Source organism: Klebsiella grimontii (assembly GCF_042137965.1).
GTDB classification, from domain to species: Bacteria; Pseudomonadota; Gammaproteobacteria; order Enterobacterales; family Enterobacteriaceae; genus Klebsiella; species Klebsiella grimontii.
In genome coordinates this window covers 2,955,694-2,971,902 of record NZ_CP169721.1, presented here as the reverse complement: position 1 = coordinate 2,971,902, position 16,209 = coordinate 2,955,694, and the positions used below count along the sequence as shown (strand labels likewise).

17 protein-coding genes are annotated in these 16,209 nt (G+C 57.6%); 12 read left to right on the top strand and 5 right to left on the bottom strand.

Annotated elements, in window-relative coordinates; translation table 11 throughout:
- Positions 1-306: 306 nt before the first annotated feature.
- The 6 genes from ACE3MN_RS14015 (at position 307) to patD (ending at position 7,437) form a co-directional block, all read left to right on the top strand.
- The gene (locus ACE3MN_RS14015) at positions 307-1,719 is read left to right on the top strand and encodes a PLP-dependent aminotransferase family protein (RefSeq protein WP_049087246.1); all 1,413 of its coding nucleotides are present in this window, start codon (positions 307-309) and stop codon (positions 1,717-1,719) included.
- A 365-nt stretch (positions 1,720-2,084) separates the two neighbouring features.
- Positions 2,085-3,230 carry a putative ABC transporter substrate-binding protein YdcS gene (gene ydcS / locus ACE3MN_RS14010; protein ID WP_102649855.1) on the top strand — a complete coding sequence of 382 codons (1,146 nt, stop codon included), beginning with the start codon at positions 2,085-2,087 and terminating at the stop codon, positions 3,228-3,230.
- Between the two features lie 19 nt (positions 3,231-3,249).
- Positions 3,250-4,260, top strand: coding sequence for an ABC transporter ATP-binding protein (locus ACE3MN_RS14005; RefSeq protein ID WP_024358268.1), 1,011 nt, complete (start codon positions 3,250-3,252; stop codon positions 4,258-4,260).
- Between the two features lies 1 nt (position 4,261).
- Entirely contained in the window at positions 4,262-5,191 is a 930-nt protein-coding gene (locus tag ACE3MN_RS14000) for an ABC transporter permease (RefSeq protein ID WP_102649854.1), read from the top strand.
- The gene (locus ACE3MN_RS13995) at positions 5,181-5,987 is read left to right on the top strand and encodes an ABC transporter permease (RefSeq protein ID WP_102649853.1); all 807 of its coding nucleotides are present in this window, start codon (positions 5,181-5,183) and stop codon (positions 5,985-5,987) included. The genes ACE3MN_RS14000 and ACE3MN_RS13995 overlap by 11 nt, the downstream gene beginning before the upstream one ends.
- Positions 5,988-6,009: 22 nt before the next feature.
- Positions 6,010-7,437 carry an aminobutyraldehyde dehydrogenase gene (patD, locus tag ACE3MN_RS13990; RefSeq protein ID WP_102649852.1) on the top strand — a complete coding sequence of 476 codons (1,428 nt, stop codon included), beginning with the start codon at positions 6,010-6,012 and terminating at the stop codon, positions 7,435-7,437.
- 360 nt (positions 7,438-7,797) lie between these two features.
- Here the strand turns inward: patD and ACE3MN_RS13985 are convergent, their stop codons facing one another.
- Complete coding sequence (locus ACE3MN_RS13985) at positions 7,798-7,920, bottom strand: small membrane protein (RefSeq protein ID WP_004138919.1); 123 nt, start codon at positions 7,918-7,920, stop codon at positions 7,798-7,800.
- Positions 7,921-8,478: 558 nt separating this feature from the next.
- Here ACE3MN_RS13985 and ACE3MN_RS13980 point away from each other — a divergent pair.
- On the top strand, positions 8,479-8,763 hold the full coding sequence (locus ACE3MN_RS13980) for a hypothetical protein (protein WP_004138917.1): 285 nt from the start codon (positions 8,479-8,481) through the stop codon (positions 8,761-8,763).
- A gap of 52 nt (positions 8,764-8,815) precedes the next feature.
- Here ACE3MN_RS13980 and yncL read toward each other — a convergent pair whose 3' ends face one another.
- Positions 8,816-8,908 carry a stress response membrane protein YncL gene (yncL, locus tag ACE3MN_RS13975; protein ID WP_004101822.1) on the bottom strand — a complete coding sequence of 31 codons (93 nt, stop codon included), beginning with the start codon at positions 8,906-8,908 and terminating at the stop codon, positions 8,816-8,818.
- Between the two features lie 196 nt (positions 8,909-9,104).
- Here yncL and ACE3MN_RS13970 point away from each other — a divergent pair, with 196 nt between their 5' ends.
- The 3 genes from ACE3MN_RS13970 (at position 9,105) to ACE3MN_RS13960 (ending at position 11,458) form a co-directional block, all read left to right on the top strand.
- A complete protein-coding gene (locus ACE3MN_RS13970; protein WP_004101823.1) occupies positions 9,105-9,278 on the top strand; it encodes a GhoT/OrtT family toxin in 174 nt (57 codons plus the stop codon).
- A 72-nt stretch (positions 9,279-9,350) separates the two neighbouring features.
- Positions 9,351-10,121, top strand: coding sequence for an alpha/beta fold hydrolase (locus ACE3MN_RS13965; RefSeq protein WP_102649851.1), 771 nt, complete (start codon positions 9,351-9,353; stop codon positions 10,119-10,121).
- Between the two features lie 80 nt (positions 10,122-10,201).
- Positions 10,202-11,458, top strand: coding sequence for a putative acyl-CoA thioester hydrolase (locus tag ACE3MN_RS13960; RefSeq protein ID WP_102649850.1), 1,257 nt, complete (start codon positions 10,202-10,204; stop codon positions 11,456-11,458).
- A gap of 3 nt (positions 11,459-11,461) precedes the next feature.
- On the opposite strand, the gene ACE3MN_RS13955 is transcribed toward ACE3MN_RS13960, so the two are convergent.
- Positions 11,462-12,895, bottom strand: coding sequence for an aldehyde dehydrogenase (locus tag ACE3MN_RS13955; RefSeq protein WP_102649849.1), 1,434 nt, complete (start codon positions 12,893-12,895; stop codon positions 11,462-11,464).
- A 269-nt stretch (positions 12,896-13,164) separates the two neighbouring features.
- On the opposite strand from ACE3MN_RS13955, the gene ACE3MN_RS13950 reads away from it, so the two are divergent.
- On the top strand, positions 13,165-14,763 hold the full coding sequence (locus ACE3MN_RS13950) for an ABC transporter substrate-binding protein (RefSeq protein ID WP_024358262.1): 1,599 nt from the start codon (positions 13,165-13,167) through the stop codon (positions 14,761-14,763).
- Between the two features lie 16 nt (positions 14,764-14,779).
- Positions 14,780-15,013 (top strand): YdcY family protein, encoded by a 234-nt coding sequence (locus tag ACE3MN_RS13945; RefSeq protein ID WP_004120770.1) that lies wholly within the window; start codon positions 14,780-14,782, stop codon positions 15,011-15,013.
- A gap of 8 nt (positions 15,014-15,021) precedes the next feature.
- Here the strand turns inward: ACE3MN_RS13945 and ACE3MN_RS13940 are convergent, their stop codons facing one another.
- Entirely contained in the window at positions 15,022-15,471 is a 450-nt protein-coding gene (locus ACE3MN_RS13940) for a DMT family transporter (protein ID WP_004138908.1), read from the bottom strand.
- Complete coding sequence (locus ACE3MN_RS13935; protein WP_004138905.1) at positions 15,468-15,986, bottom strand: GNAT family N-acetyltransferase; 519 nt, start codon at positions 15,984-15,986, stop codon at positions 15,468-15,470. The genes ACE3MN_RS13940 and ACE3MN_RS13935 overlap by 4 nt, the downstream gene beginning before the upstream one ends.
- Positions 15,987-16,209 lie beyond the last annotated feature (223 nt).

The window sequence follows — 16,209 nt, the reverse complement described above, 5'->3', positions numbered from 1 at the left end:
TGATTCAGCGCAATTCTAGGCTTCGTTGATAACGGGTTGCAGGAACAGAAACGCTGTTTTTCCCTATAACAGTTGGGGTCTGTTATGACATTTTGGCAAAACGCAGAATGGCGCTCTCCCGGCCTGCGCTGCGCTTAGCCGGGCTACGGGCTCGCAACCATCTGCGGGGCGGTAACCCGGACAGGCGCGTCAGCGCCGCCTCCGGGAATGTGTTATTTCACTACACACCATAACAGTTTTTATAAACCACCATCATTTCTCATCTGATATATTATTGACCCTACGAATCGCAACACGGATCGACTGATGAAAAAGTACCAGCGGCTGGCGCAGCAGATTACCGAACAGATCGCGCTTGGGGTGTGGTTACCCGGCGACAGGCTGCCCTCGCTGCGCGAACAGGTGGTAAGCAGCGGAATGAGTTTTATGACCGTCAGCCACGCCTATCAGCTGCTGGAGAGCCAGGGACGTATCATCGCCCGCCCGCAGTCCGGCTATTATGTCGCGCCGCAGCCCACTAAACCGCGTCAGCCCGCGCCGCCTGCGCAGGTAACGCGTGATGAGGCGGTGGATATCAATACCTACATTTTCGAGGTGCTGCAGGCCAGCCGTCAGGCATCGATGCTGCCCTTTGCCTCCGCGTTTCCCGACCCGCGCCTGTTCCCGCTGCCGCAGCTCAACCGATCGCTGGCGCAGGTGAGCAAAACCGCTACCGCCATGAGCGTGATTGAAAATCTGCCGCCGGGGAATGATGAACTTCGCCACGCCATTGCCCGACGCTACGCGCTGCAGGGAATGAATATCTCGCCGGATGAAATCGTCATTACCGCCGGGGCGCTGGAGGCGTTAAACCTTAGCCTGCAGGCCGTCACCGAACCCGGCGATTGGGTGGTGGTGGAAAACCCCTGCTTCTACGGGGCGCTGCAGGCGCTGGAGAGGCTGCGCCTCAAGGCGCTGTCGGTGGCGACCGACGTCAAAGAGGGGATTGATCTCGACGCGCTGGAGCAGGCATTGCAGAACTATCCGGTTAAAGCCTGCTGGCTGATGACCAACGGGCAAAACCCGCTCGGTTTTACCCTCAGCGCGGGGAAAAAAGCGCGGCTGGTGGCGCTGCTGGCGCGCTATAACGTGATGCTGATTGAAGATGATGTGTACAGCGAGCTCTACTTTGGCCGTGAGAAACCGCTGCCGGCAAAGTACTGGGATCGCGACGATATGACGCTGCACTGCAGCTCCTTCTCCAAATGTCTGGTCCCCGGATTCCGTATCGGCTGGGTGGCGGCGGGTAAGCACGCCCGACGTATTCAGCAGCTACAGCTGATGAGCACCCTCTCTACCAGTTCGCCAATGCAGCTGGCGCTGGTGGATTACCTCTCGACCAAGCGCTATGACGCCCATTTGCGGCGTTTGCGCCGCCAGCTTGCCGAGCGCAAGCAGCTGGCCTGGCAGGCGCTGCTGCGTCATCTTCCGGCAGAGGTGAAAATTCATCATAGCGATAGCGGCTATTTTCTCTGGCTTGAGCTCCCCGCCGGGAGCGATGCGGGGGAGCTGAGCGCCCGCGCGCTGGCGTATAACATCAGCATTGCGCCGGGGAAAATGTTTTCCACCACCGCCAGCTGGACCGCATTTTTCCGCTTTAATACCGCCTGGGGCTGGGGCGAAAAAGAAGAACAGGGGGTTAAACGGCTGGGCGAACTGATTCGCGAGATGCTGACCTGACTAAAACTGCGCCCGTCAGGCATGCGCGGCAGCGGTTAAAAGGGAGGGCACCACGCTGCGGTTCTGTTTATATCCGGCAATTATCCGCTGCCGAAAAATAAGCCACGGAAGGCTCTCAGGTATCATGCCGGTTATTATTTTACCGGCACGAGCCATAGGAAATTTGCATAGTCGTATTATCTCGCTAACTCCTTGTCTATAATCCATAAAGTTATCGCGTGAATCTCGTTTTTTGCGTAATGCGCCCCTTGTCACAACCTGAATAAATTTCCCCGGGGGGCCATAGCGCGCCGTCTACTGTTATTAAGGGAGATATTTTTACGGCACGGCTGCCGCTCATTTTCTTGTGACAGGAGTAAGACCCGATGAGCAATAAAATTGCCCGTGGCAGCCTATGCGTGCTGGGTATGGTTTTCCTGACGGCGCAGGCCGCCGAGCCGCCGACTTCTCTCGATAAAGGCGAAGGCCGTCTCGATATTATCGCCTGGCCGGGATACATCGAACGGGGACAGACCGATAAAAGCTACGACTGGGTCAGCCAGTTTGAAAAAGAGTCAGGCTGTCAGGTCAATGTTAAAACCGCCGCCACATCCGACGAGATGGTCAGCCTGATGGCGAAAGGCGGTTATGACCTGGTCACCGCCTCCGGCGACGCTTCGTTGCGCCTGATTATGGGCAAACGCGTACAGCCGATTAACACCGCGCTGATCGCCAACTGGAAGTCCCTCGACCCGAGGGTGGAAAAAGGCGCGTGGTTCAACGTCAACGGTAAGGTTTACGGCACTCCGTACCAGTGGGGGCCGAACCTGCTGATGTACAACACGAAAACCTTCCCGACGCCGCCGGATAGCTGGAGCGTGGTGTTCGTCAAACAAAACCTGCCGGACGGCAAAACCAACCTGGGCCGGGTGCAGGCCTATGACGGGCCGATCTATATTGCCGACGCTGCGCTGTTTGTCAAAGCCACTCAGCCGCAGCTCGGTATCACCGATCCCTATCAGCTCACTGAAGCGCAATATCAGGCGGTACTCAAGGTTCTGCGCGATCAGCACGCCCTGATTCATCGCTACTGGCACGATACCACCGTACAGATGAGTGATTTTAAAAACGAAGGCGTCGTGGCCTCCAGCGCCTGGCCGTATCAGGCCAACGGCCTGAAAGCGGAAGGCCAGCCGATTGCCACCGTTTTCCCGAAAGAGGGCGTCACCGGCTGGGCGGATACCACCATGCTGCATAGCGACGCCAAACATCCGGTCTGCGCCTATAAATGGATGAACTGGTCGCTGACGCCGAAAGTCCAGGGCGATGTCGCCGCCTGGTTTGGTTCGCTGCCGGTGGTTCCAGCAGGGTGTAAAGCCAGTACGCTACTGGGAGATAAGGGCTGCGAGACCAACGGCTACAACGAGTTCACCAAAATCGCGTTCTGGAAAACGCCGGTCGGCGAAGGCGGGAAATTCGTGCCCTACAGCCGCTGGACCCAGGACTACATCGCGATTATGGGCGGTCGTTAAGTGGCCGGAGGCGAACAATATGCACGCGGTAGAGTTCGATAATGTTTCGCGGCTGTACGGCGACGTACGGGCGGTGGATGGCGTCAGCATCGCCATTCGCGACGGTGAGTTTTTCTCCATGCTGGGGCCCTCCGGCTCCGGCAAAACCACCTGCCTGCGCCTGATTGCCGGGTTTGAACAGCTCTCTGGCGGCGCGATTCGCATTTTTGGTAAACCGGCCAGCGAGCTGCCGCCGTGGCAGCGCGACGTCAATACCGTTTTCCAGGATTACGCGCTGTTTCCGCATATGTCGGTGCTCGATAACGTCGCCTACGGGCTGATGGTCAAAGGGATCGGCAAAAAGGAGCGGCACGCCCGCGCGATGGAGGCGCTGGAGAGGGTCGCGCTCGCGTTTGTGCACGCGCGCAGGCCATCGCAGCTTTCCGGCGGCCAACGCCAGCGGGTGGCGATCGCCCGCGCGCTGGTAAATCAGCCGCGGGTCCTGCTGCTGGATGAGCCGCTCGGGGCGCTGGATTTAAAACTGCGTGAACAGATGCAGCTGGAGCTGAAAAAACTGCAGCAGGCGCTGGGCATCACCTTTATTTTTGTGACCCATGACCAGGGGGAAGCGCTGTCGATGTCCGATCGCGTGGCGGTGTTTAATAACGGGCGAATCGAACAGATTGATGCGCCCCAGGACCTCTATCTGCGGCCGAAAACGGCGTTTGTGGCTGGCTTTGTCGGTACCGCCAACGTGTTCAGCGGAGAACGGGCGCACAAGCTCTGCGCGATGGCGGGATCCTGGTCGCTGCGTCCGGAGCATATTCGCCTGAATGCCGCCGGCGAGATCCAGATTGCGGGCGTGGTGCAGGCGGTACAGTATCAGGGGGCCGCGACCCGGGTCGAGCTCAAGCTGGCCGATGGCGGGAAGCTGTTGGTGAGCCAGGCGAACGTTGATGGTCACGCCGCGTTAAACGCGCCGCCGGTGGGGCAAACGGTGCTGGCTTCGTGGTCGCGCGCGGCGATGGTGCCGCTGGAGAGCGGGGGCTGATATGACGATGGCGATTCCGTCCGCTTCTCCCGGGCGCTTATCCGCGCTGTTCTGGCGTAAACCCTCGCTGGCCCTATTTTTGCTTCTACTTGGCCCGCTGATGTGGTTCGGCATTGTCTATCTGGGATCGTTGTTGACCCTGCTATGGCAAAGTTTCTACACCTTCGACGATTTCACCATGTCGGTGACCCAGGACCTGACGCTGGCCAATTTGCGGGCGCTGTTTAACCCGGCAAACTACGACATCATTCTCCGTACCCTGATGATGGCGCTGTCGGTAACGATCGCCAGCGCGATTCTGGCATTGCCTATGGCCTGGTATATGGCCCGCTATACCCGTGGCAAGATGAAGGCGTTTTTCTATATCGCCGTGATGCTGCCGATGTGGGCGAGCTATATCGTCAAAGCCTATGCCTGGACGCTGCTGCTGGCGAAAGATGGCGTCGCGCAGTGGTTTCTGCGCCATCTGGGGCTGGAAAACCTGCTGAGCCTGGTGCTGACGACCCCGGCGGTAGGCGGCAATACGCTGTCGACTTCCGGTCTGGGCCGCTTTCTGGTGTTCGTCTATATCTGGCTGCCGTTTATGATCCTGCCGGTGCAGGCCGCGCTGGAGCGCCTGCCGCCGTCGCTGCTTCAGGCCTCCGCCGATCTTGGCGCCCGTCCGCGCCAGACCTTCCGCTACGTGGTGCTGCCGCTGGCGATTCCCGGCATTGCCGCGGGATCGATTTTTACCTTTTCCCTGACGCTCGGCGATTTTATCGTCCCGCAGCTGGTGGGGCCGCCGGGGTTCTTTATCGGCAATATGGTCTATTCCCAGCAGGGGGCGATTGGCAATATGCCGATGGCGGCGGCCTTTACCCTCGTGCCGATCGTGCTAATTGCCCTTTATCTGGCGTTCGTGAAACGTCTGGGAGCGTTTGATGCACTCTGAACGCGCGCCGCTGCGCCTGAAGGTGGCAACCTGGGGCGGGGTGATCTTCCTGCATTTCCCGCTGCTGATTATCGCCCTCTATGCGTTTAATACCGAAGACGCCGCCTTCAGCTTTCCGCCGCAGGGCCTGACGCTGCGCTGGTTTAGCGCAGCGGCGGGGCGCGGCGATATTATCGAGTCCGTGACGTTGTCACTTAAGATTGCCGCGCTTTCCACCTCCATCGCGCTGGTCCTTGGCACGTTGGCTGCAGGTGCGCTGTGGCGCAGCGCGTTTTTTGGCAAGAACGCCGTGTCGTTGCTGCTGCTGTTGCCGATAGCGTTGCCGGGCATTATTACCGGACTGGCGCTGCTTACCGCCTTTAAGGCCGTCAATCTGGAGCCGGGACTGCTGACGATAGTCGTGGGCCACGCGACCTTCTGCGTCGTGGTGGTGTTTAACAACGTGATTGCCCGCTTTCGCCGGACCTCCTGGAGCCTGGTGGAAGCGTCGATGGACTTAGGCGCAACGGGCTGGCAAACCTTTCGCTACGTGGTGCTGCCCAATCTGGGTTCGGCGCTGCTGGCGGGGGGGATGCTGGCGTTTGCCCTGTCGTTTGATGAAATTATCGTTACCACCTTTACCGCCGGACACGAGCGTACGCTGCCGCTCTGGCTGCTCAATCAGCTCGGACGCCCGCGCGATGTCCCGGTCACCAACGTGGTCGCGCTGCTGGTGATGGTGGTGACGATGATTCCGATTCTGGGGGCCTGGTGGCTCACCCGTGACGGCGACATCAGCGCTGAAAACGGAAAATAAAATACCGATACAGGATAATGCTATGCAAAATAACCTTTTGATTAACGGTAAGTTAGTGGCTGGGGAAGGCGAGGCTGTGCCGGTGTTTAATCCTGCCACCGGTGAAGAGATCGTGTCGATTGCCGAAGCCACGGCGGCGCAGGTTGAGGCCGCGGTTGAGGCCGCAGACCAGGCCTTTATCAGCTGGAGCCAGACCACGCCCAGGAGCCGCGCCGAATGCCTGCTGGCGCTGGCGGACGTGATTGACGAACATGCGCAGACGCTGGCTAAGCTTGAGTCGCTCAACTGCGGCAAGCCTCTGCACTGCGTGATCAACGATGAACTGCCGGCGGTCGCCGATGTGTTCCGCTTCTTTGCCGGGGCGGCGCGCTGTCTGCCGGGTATGGCGGCGGGTGAGTATCTCGAAGGCCACACCTCCATGATCCGCCGCGATCCGGTTGGCGTGGTGGCCTCCATCGCGCCGTGGAACTACCCGCTGATGATGGCGGCCTGGAAACTGGCCCCGGCGCTGGCCGCCGGCAACTGCGTGGTGATCAAACCTTCGGAGATTACCCCCTTGACCGCGCTGAAGCTGGGCGAACTGGCAAAAGAGGTTTTCCCCGCCGGGGTGCTTAACGTGCTGTTTGGCCGCGGCGCTACCGTCGGCGATCCGCTCACCGCCCATGCGAAGGTGCGCATGGTGTCGTTGACCGGTTCGATTGCCACCGGCGCGCATATTATCGGCCACACCGCGTCGTCGATTAAGCGTACCCATATGGAACTGGGCGGGAAAGCGCCGGTTATCGTCTTTGATGATGCGGATATCGACGCGGTGGTGGAGGGCGTACGGACCTTTGGTTTCTATAATGCCGGTCAGGACTGCACCGCCGCCTGCCGGATTTACGCCCAGGCCGGGATTTATGACCAGCTGGTGGAAAAACTCGGCGCCGCGGTTGCCAGCCTGAAGATGGGCCCGCCGGACGATGAGACCACCGAACTGGGGCCGCTGAGTTCGCAGGCGCATCTGGAGCGGGTCAGCGCCGCCGTCGATGCCGCCCGCGCGCTGCCGCATATTCAGGTGATCGCCGGCGGCAGCAAAGCGCCCGGTAACGGCTACTACTACCAGCCGACGCTGCTGGCGGGAGCCAGGCAGGAAGATGCGATCGTCCAGCGCGAGGTCTTCGGCCCGGTCGTCAGCATCACCTCGTTTACTGATGAAGAGCAGGCGCTGAGCTGGGCCAACGATTCGCAGTATGGTCTGGCTTCGTCGGTGTGGACCCGGGATGTCGGCCGAGCGCATCGCCTTAGCGCGCGTTTGCAATATGGTTGCACCTGGGTCAACACCCATTTCATGCTGGTCAGCGAAATGCCGCACGGCGGGCAGAAGCTTTCCGGCTACGGCAAGGATATGTCGATGTACGGCCTGGAGGATTACACCACTATCCGGCACGTAATGATTAAACACGGGTAGGGCACGGTTGTGATAATTGCGGCATGGACAAATTACCGTGCTAATAGTTAGCAATAGCAGAAAAAGTTAAAACGGGAGCGGGGATTTATGAGAATATTCTCATGCCCCTTCAAGAGCTAAGCCATGATGAGTGCCGGAGATAAGCGCCGGATGGGGCTGGTTTCCTTCCCCGGGGCGCGCGATGCGCCCTGAGCGGGAAGCCGCGATATGACGCTACTCATTCTCGAGCCCCTGCATCACCTGCAGGGGCTTTTTGTTGTTCAGGCGCTACGGGTTTGTTACTGCGAGTTTGCCCGATGTCATGCGATCGCGTATTTATTACGTATCAAGACATCTATTTTTTGGCAAATGATAATCAGGCTAACGTTTTGTTTTTTTGCTCGGTAAACTCGCCTGGCGACGCTCGCGAACGTAGGAAAAAAGATTATAAATTGCAGCAATTAATAAAATTAACGCCACAATAAGAACGGCGATTCCGGACATGTGCCACCTCAAAAATAAATGAGTAAAAAACAAGCTTCGCATAACTTGTGATTATGAATGTATGATTTTGTGCTAAATAACGCAAATGATATTTCTTATCATTTAAAATAATCTGCAGGCTTTAGACTATCATTTTCCGATATAACCTATTGATATATTAATTATTTTTGTGAGTCTGTTCATTTTTCATAAATCCTTGCCGCCGCTGACCCTGCTAATAATGATGATCGCAATACGTTCTTGCGAACCTGCGTGTATAAAGAATAATGAACAATTACCCCGCGCGATGAAAAGCGCATTCGCTTTCAGCAATACCGTGTCGTGCGGCTTACGACGCATGGGGCATATTTATAGTTGGAATTAGACCTATTATTTATAATGGTATTTACGGCGGCCGGGGTGATTATTATCTCCGACGGTAGCGATTTAACATTGGCGATATTTAATCGCCCATTTTCACCTTTAAGCTTAGGGTGAATGTAATTTTTTTGTTAAATTTGCGGGCATCATTACGGCTAATAAGCCATGCGCCGGGCGTTTGACTTTCTATAGCCGCTCATGCGAACATTCGGCGCAATTTGTTGCTTCGAAGTTGATATTGTTTTGAATAAAATAGCGTGTTTTCTCTTTGTGGCCTGCGCCACGGCGATACTTTACGGCAATTTTCCGGCCAAACAGATTATTGGCTGTGAAAAGCAGGGTGGCGCGGAATCGATCTGCATAGCGGCCGCGTGGGATAGTGAAAAAGTCGATCTGCTGCCGGCATGGAATCCCGACGTTCAAAAGCTAATGGTCGCGCAAAAGCGTACGCTTGCAGCGGAGGCGGGGTCTTTCAAATCGTAAAAAAGCAGCCTGACCAGGCTGCTTTTTTAGGTTTCGCTGCTGAGTAAAATCTTTAAAACCAACCAAAACGAACGGATAACAGGCCGATAAGCGCAAGTGCCGCGCCGACATTTATCAGAAGGACGGTTTTGCTGGAAACATCCATAACGCCACCTTTATGAATAAGCCTCTACAGTTATAGTACGCGCTTAAAGGTTGCGCTATCGGACAAAGATGAATCGGGCGTTTTTCCGAAATTAACGCTGTTGTGTGTTTTAAAATGTCATAATCTCTGACGCACTCTGGGGTGCGAAAAGGCATCGCGATATGCGTAAATGCCAGTCAGGGAAGGAAGAAGAAAAATGACTTTATACCAGAAAATGCTGGTTTTTTATGCAGTTATGGGCTGTATCTGTGCGGTAATAAGCTGGTTCTTAACCAAAGAGAGCCGCTGGATCCGCCTGCTGGCGGCGCTGCTGATTGGCGCGACCTGGCCGTTCAGTTTTCCAATGGCGCTGCTGGTCTCCCTGTTTTGATTTAAAAATCGATAGCTCACCTTTCGTTATGACTGTATAAAAAAACAGGCGTAATTAAATGGAGGCTTTTCGATGAACGGTTTTTATTCTCCTCAGGCTGGCGCCACCGTGCGCTGGCTCGATCTACCCGGTTACGGCGAACCCATTGTGTTTATCCACGGCCTGGGCTGTGCCTCAAGCTATGATTATCCGCGCGTTGCTGCCGACCCGGCGCTGGCCGGGCGGCGAATGATCCTTGTCGATTTACCCGGTTTCGGCTATAGCGATAAACCTGAATCCTTCAGCTACCGTATCGCCGATCAGGCCGCGGTAGTGGTCGAGCTGGTGGATCGCTTAGCCCTTGAACGCTGCTATTTATTTGGTCACAGCATGGGCGGCAGCGTCGCGATTGAAGCGGCCGGGCGCCTTGCCGGACGGGTGCGGGCGTTGCTGGTAGCCGAGCCCAATCTCTATCCCGGGGGTGGAATGTACAGCAGGCGCATCGCCGGGCAAACGGAAGAACGCTTTATTGCCCGCGGCTACGCCGAAATGCTCTCCGCCGAAACCTCGCCCTGGGCCGGCTGCCTGCAAAACAGCGCCCCCTGGGCGGTGTGGCGCGGCGCGGCCAGCCTGGTGAAGGGCGCTAATCCCTCCTGGTTCGCGCGCTTTGTCAATTTATCCTGCCCCAGAGCGCTGATATACGGAGCGTTTTCGCTGCCTGCCCGGGAGGCGACGGAGAGTGAAGCCGCCGGGATCCCGCTGCTGGTGATACCGAAGGCCGGGCATTCCATGGCGTGGGAAAACCCCTCAGCGCTGGCGCGTACGCTGGCCGATTTTTACGCCGGTATTGAGGCAGAAGCCTGATTCGTGATCGCTATATACGAAAAGAAACGATATTTCATTTATTTTGATTTTTCGTTTCTTTTATTTTTGGCGAGTGCGAAATGCGAAAAATCACTATCCTGGGTATCTCGGCTTTACTCTGTACACCGCTGCTTCTGCAAGGGTGCGTGTCGCAAAATCCGCGCGGGACAGCTTCCCGCCCGCAGCTTACGGCGGCGGAAGCGGCAACCTTCACCATGGAACGCTATTTTGCAAAAGGCGGCGCGTTGAGTGCCCCCGATGGCCCCTGGTCGCCATCGCCTGCGCGTCTCCCGCGGGCCGAAAGCGCGTTGCGCGTAGCGCCGTCGGGTGCGCCGTTCACCCGCATTCAGCAGGCGGTCAACGCGGCAATCAACCAGCACGCGGCCGGTGATGAGCGTATCTATATCCGCATTGAACCGGGTATCTATCGGGAGACGGTCTATATCCCTGAAGGGGCACCGCCGATAACCCTCTACGGCGCCGGGGATAATCCTCAAGCGGTGAGAATAGAGCTGGCGATAGACTCGCAGTTCCCGGTATCGCGCTATCGCCAGCAGGTGAATAGCCAGCAACAGTATCGTGAAGGCGATCCGGCATGGTATCAGTATGCGCTGTGCGCCGGACGTACTGCCAGGACGATAGGCACCAACTGCGCGGCGGTGATGTGGTCGCAAAGCGCGGATTTTCAGCTGCTGAACCTCAGCGTAGTCAATAGCCTGCTCGACACCGTCGACGGTGCGACCCATCAGGGCGTGGCGCTGCGGACGGATGGCGATCGGGTGCAGCTGGAGAACGTCCGTCTGCTGGGACGCCAGGATACGCTCTATGTCAATACCAGCAATCGGCGCAATGAGGCGGTGACCGACCGTATCAGCCGGGTATATGTCAAAGACAGCTACGTAGAAGGCGATGTGGACTATGTTTTTGGCCGGGCAAACGTGGTTTTTGATAATGTCCATTTTCACACCGTCTCAACGCGCCGCTCGCCCGAAGCTTACGTGCTTGCGCCGAATACGTTGCCGGATAACCCGTGTGGATTTTTGGTGATCAACAGCCGTTTTACCGGCGATAGCGGCTATCGGGGCGGCTTCAAGGCGAAGCTGGGCCGCGCCTGGGATCAGGGGGCGGGCAAGACCGGCTATTTACCCGGAAAAACCGCTAACGGTCAGGCGCTTATCGCCAACAGTACTATCGATCAAAGCTACGATCGGCTTTCCCCCTGGGGCGCTGCGGCCACCACCTCCCGGCCGTTCCGCGGCAATCCCGCCGCAGAACGTCAGCTTGATGATGTTGCCTTCAATCGCCTGTGGGAATTCAATAACCACTGGCAGCCCTGAGGCTTAAAACGGTAGCTCGCGCGGGACCGTTTGCAGCGTTATCCAGCGTAGCTCGGTAAACTCCGCCACCCCCGCGCGTCCGCCAAAGCGGCCGTAGCCCGACGATTTGCAGCCGCCAAACGGCATTTGCGCCTCATCATGCACGGTGGGGCCGTTAATGTGGCAAATGCCGGTTTGCAGATTTTGCGCCAGGTTCCACGCCCGGGCGCTGTCCCGGCTGTAGATCGCCGACGAGAGGCCATATTCGCTTTCATTGGCGACGGCCAGCGCTTCGGCTTCATCCTGAACGCGAATAATCGATTTCACCGGGCCAAAGGACTCCTCATGCCAGATGCGCATCTCGCGGGTGACGCCATCGAGCAGGGTGGCGCGCATCTGCGTTGAGTCGGACATGCCGCCTGCGAGCAGGCGCGCGCCTTTCGCCAGCGCGTCCTCTATTAGCGCGTTGCAGCGGGCGACGGTTCTCATCTCCACCACCGGACCGAGAAGGCTGGCGGGCAGGGCGGCGGCTCGTTTGGCCAGCAGCGCCACGAACGGTTCCGCGACGGCGGCATCGACGATGATGTGCTCGGTTGACATGCAGATTTGCCCGGCGTTGGCGAAGGCGCCAAAAATTGCTCCTGCCGCGGCCTGTTCGAGGTCAGCGTCATCCAGCACCAGCAGCGGCGCTTTGCCGCCCAGTTCCAGTACCGCGGGTTTCAGATGTTCACCGCAGGTGCGGGCGATTATCCGCCCCACCGGCGTCGAACCGGTGAAATTGATGCGGCGTACGGCGGGGTGGGCGATCAGGGACTCCACCAGCGCAGGCGCGTCGGCGGGGGGACAGGTCAGATAATTGACCACCCCGGCGGGAAAGCCTGCCGCTGCCAGGGCATCGATGATCAACCCCTGGGTTGCCGGAGACAGCTCCGCGCCTTTGAGGATAACCGTATTTCCACAAGCCAGCGGCGTGGCGATAGCGCGGGTCGCCAGGATTAATGGCGCGTTCCACGGCGCCATGCCGAGCACGACTCCCGCGCCCTGGCGGATGGCCAGCGCCAGATTTCCCGGCACGTTGGAGGGGATCACCTGGCCCTCGATTTGCGTGGTCAGCGCGGCGGCTTCACGCAGAATATCGGCGGCCAGGTGGACGTTAAAACCGGCCCAGTGCGCGGTGGCCCCCGTTTCTGCCGCCATAGCGGCAATAAACTTCGCCTCGCGGCGCAGCATCTCTTCTGCGGCTTCCAGCAGCAGGCGTCGGCGTTCGGCGGGGACCGTGTCGCGCCACTGCGGGAACGCCGCGCCCGCGGTATCGGCGCAGCGACGAGCGTCCGCCAGGCTGGCGGCGCTGGCAACGGAGGCGGTCTCTTGCGTCAGCGGATTGTTGCGGGTAAAGGTGGCGCGGCCTTCGGCATCGTGCCACTGGCCGTTGGTGTACAGGCTGCAGGTTATGGTCATTGTTATCTTCTCCTGACGTTACGATTTGCCGAGTGTACCGGGTGGCGCGGAAGCGCGATGCCGGCGGGGCGGTTATCGCCCGCTTTTTTCGTAACCTTCCGCACGCTTCACATTTATTGCTGGATTCAATGACGTCAAACGAGCGGATGTAGAATTAATCGGCGAAAACGCGGTTTTTAGCATAACCTGATAGCAATTGATTATTTGCCGGTTGAATCCTCCTGTGCTGTTATTAAAGCACTTATAACAAATTCATAAGGCTTATAACCATGTCTACAGGGAAAACGCTGCTTGCGCTGGCGTTGAGCGCACTCTTTCCGGCGGCCAGCGCCTGGGCGGCGGGAAACGATACGCTGGTCTACTGCTCCGAAGCTTCGCCGGAATCTTTCAACCCGCAGATTGCCAGTTCGGGCCCATCGTTCGTTGCCAGTTCTCAGGTGCTTTATAACCGCCTGATAAACTTCGATCCGGTGAAAAACACGCCAATTCCTTCGCTGGCGACCGAATGGAGCGTCTCGCCGGACGGCAAAACCTGGACTTTCACCCTGCGTAAGGGCGTGCAGTTCAACAGCAACAAATTCTTTAAGCCGACCCGCGATTTCAACGCCGATGACGTGCTGTTCTCGGTGCTGAGGCAGAAAGATGCCAACCATCCGTACCATAATGTTTCTCAGGGGCATTACGAATACTTTCATGACGTTGGGCTGGATAAGCTGATCAAAGAGGTTAAAAAGCTCGATGATTACCACGTCCAGTTTGTACTGAGCGAACCCAACGCGGCGTTCCTCGCCGACTGGGGCATGGATTTTGCGTCGATACTCTCTGCTGAATATGCTGATGCGATGCTGAAAAAAGGGACGCCGGAGTATGTCGATACCTGGCCTGTCGGCACCGGACCTTATGCGCTGCAGCAATATAAAGCGGATTCGCAGATCCGCTATATCGCCAATCCGCACTACTGGGACGGTGAAGTGCCGACCAAACACCTGATCTTCTCGATCACGCCGAACGTTGAGACGCGGCTGGCGAAGCTGCAAACCAATGAGTGCCAGATTATTCCCGCGCCGTCGCCGGTACAGTTCCCGGTGATTAAGGGCAATAAAGATCTGGCGTTGCATTCGGTAGAAGCGCTCAACGTTGGTTATCTGGCGTTTAATACCGAGAAAAAGCCGTTTGATAATGTTCTGGTGCGTCAGGCGCTGAACTACGCGACCGACAAGCAGGCGATCGTGAAAGCGGTGTTCCTCGACTCCGGCAGCGTCGCGAAATCACCGATCCCCGCCAATATGCTCGGCTATAAGAAAGATCTACCGGACTACGACTACGATCCGCAAAAAGCGAAAGACCTGCTTAAGCAGGCCGGACTGGAGAAGGGGGCCGAAGTGACCCTGTGGTCGATGCCGGTGCAGCGTCCCTATAACCCCAATTCGCGCCGTATTGCCGAGATGATCCAGAATGACTGGAGCAAGGTCGGGATTAAAGCCAAAATCGTCACCTATGAGTGGGGGGAATATCTCGCCGGAATGCGTAAAGGCGAGCACGACAGCGCGCTGTTTGGCTGGATGTCCGATAACGGCGATCCGGATAACTTCGCCGGCACCCTGCTAAGCTGCGATAACATCAAAACCGGCTCTAACGTTGCCCGCTGGTGCGATAAGTCCTACGATGCGCTGGTGAAAAAGGCTATCCTGGTCAGCGATCCGCAGGCGCGCGCTAAGCTATACGGCGAGGCGCAGACGATTTTTCAGCAGCAGGCCCCCTGGATCACCCTGGCGACCGGGAAGACCTTCTACGCGACGCGCAGCAACGTCAGCGGCTACAGCGTGAGCCTGATGGGCAGCGATTTTTCCAAAGTTAAACTCAACTAAGCCGCAAGGAGAAAACATGTCGCATCTGGATGAGGTCGTCGCCCGCGTGGACGCCGCGATTGCCGAAAGCGTCATTACCCATATGAATGAATTGCTGATCGCGCTGAGCGATGACGCGGAGCTGGGGCGGGAAGAGCGCTACGTTCAGCAGCAGCGTTTGCGGACCGCCATCGCCCACCATGGCCGCCAGCAGCATGAGGAGCAGGAAGCGCGCCGCGAGCAGCTAACCCGCGGCGGCGAAATTCATTAGTCAAGCCGTTAGAACTGGCGTCTGGCCACCAGCCAGGCGCCGACCACCAGCATCACCGCGCCGCAGAGCGGGCCAATCAGCGCGCGAAGCGGGACGTGGTGCGCACGAATCAGATCCATCACTAACCCCCCCGCCAGCTGGCTGGCAATCAATACCGCAATGGTGGTTGCCGCTCCGACGTTCTGATAGCCGCTGATGCTGGCGAAGACAAAGAACGAGCCTAGCAAACCGGGAATGAGCGTCCACCACTTTACGCTAACCGCCAGCTCCTGAAACCCCGCCGCGCCGTGCTTAAGCAGCAGGATGGTCACGAAAATCACGATGCCGACCAGCGAGTTAAGCAGCATGGCGATCAGAATGGTCGATGCGGACTGGGTAATGCGCACCATCAGCGTGTTTTGCAGCACCAGCCCGACGCCAGCGGCAACTAAACAGGCGAGGGTTAGCGTTTGATTCATGCGCTACCGTCCGGATCGCGGCGATCGTCAAGCTGCAGCTGCATAAAGGTCAGATCCAGCCAGCGGCCAAATTTGGTGCCAACCTGCGGCATTTGCCCGGTGGTGATAAAGCCCAGGGTATCATGCAGATGCAGTGAAGCCTGATTTTGCGCCTCAATACCGGCAACCATAACGTGCTTATTCAACCGCTTAGCCTCGGCGATGAGGGCGACCAGCAGACGGCGGCCCAGCCCTTGGCCCTGATGATCGGGGTGAACATAGACGGAATGCTCGACGGTGTGGCGAAAGCCGTCAAAGGCGCGCCAGTCGCCGAAGGAAGAATAACCGGTAATTACGCCGTTTTCTTCGCTGACCAGCACCGGATAGCCGACGAGCTGTCGGGCCTCAAACCAGGCAATACGGTTGTCGGTATCGACGGTATTGTCGTTCCAGATAGCGGCGGTATGCAGTACCGCATGGTTGTAGATTTCAGCGATTGCCGCGCAATCGTCTTTGCTGGCATGGCGGATGGTCATGGTAACCCTCAAGGCTTGTACACTATAGTAGTACGATATTATTACAATAATGTACGCAAGGCTGTCACCTGTTTTAGGTAGAAATTTTTATCCTCGGCTGACCGGCGTCGGATACGAGATTTCTTTTCATTTATTGCCGTAACGCCGTTTATATTAACGGATCGAATGACTCTCCGTGTTTGCCCGGCCGATTATTACGCCGGGCTTTTTCATTTTCATTCCC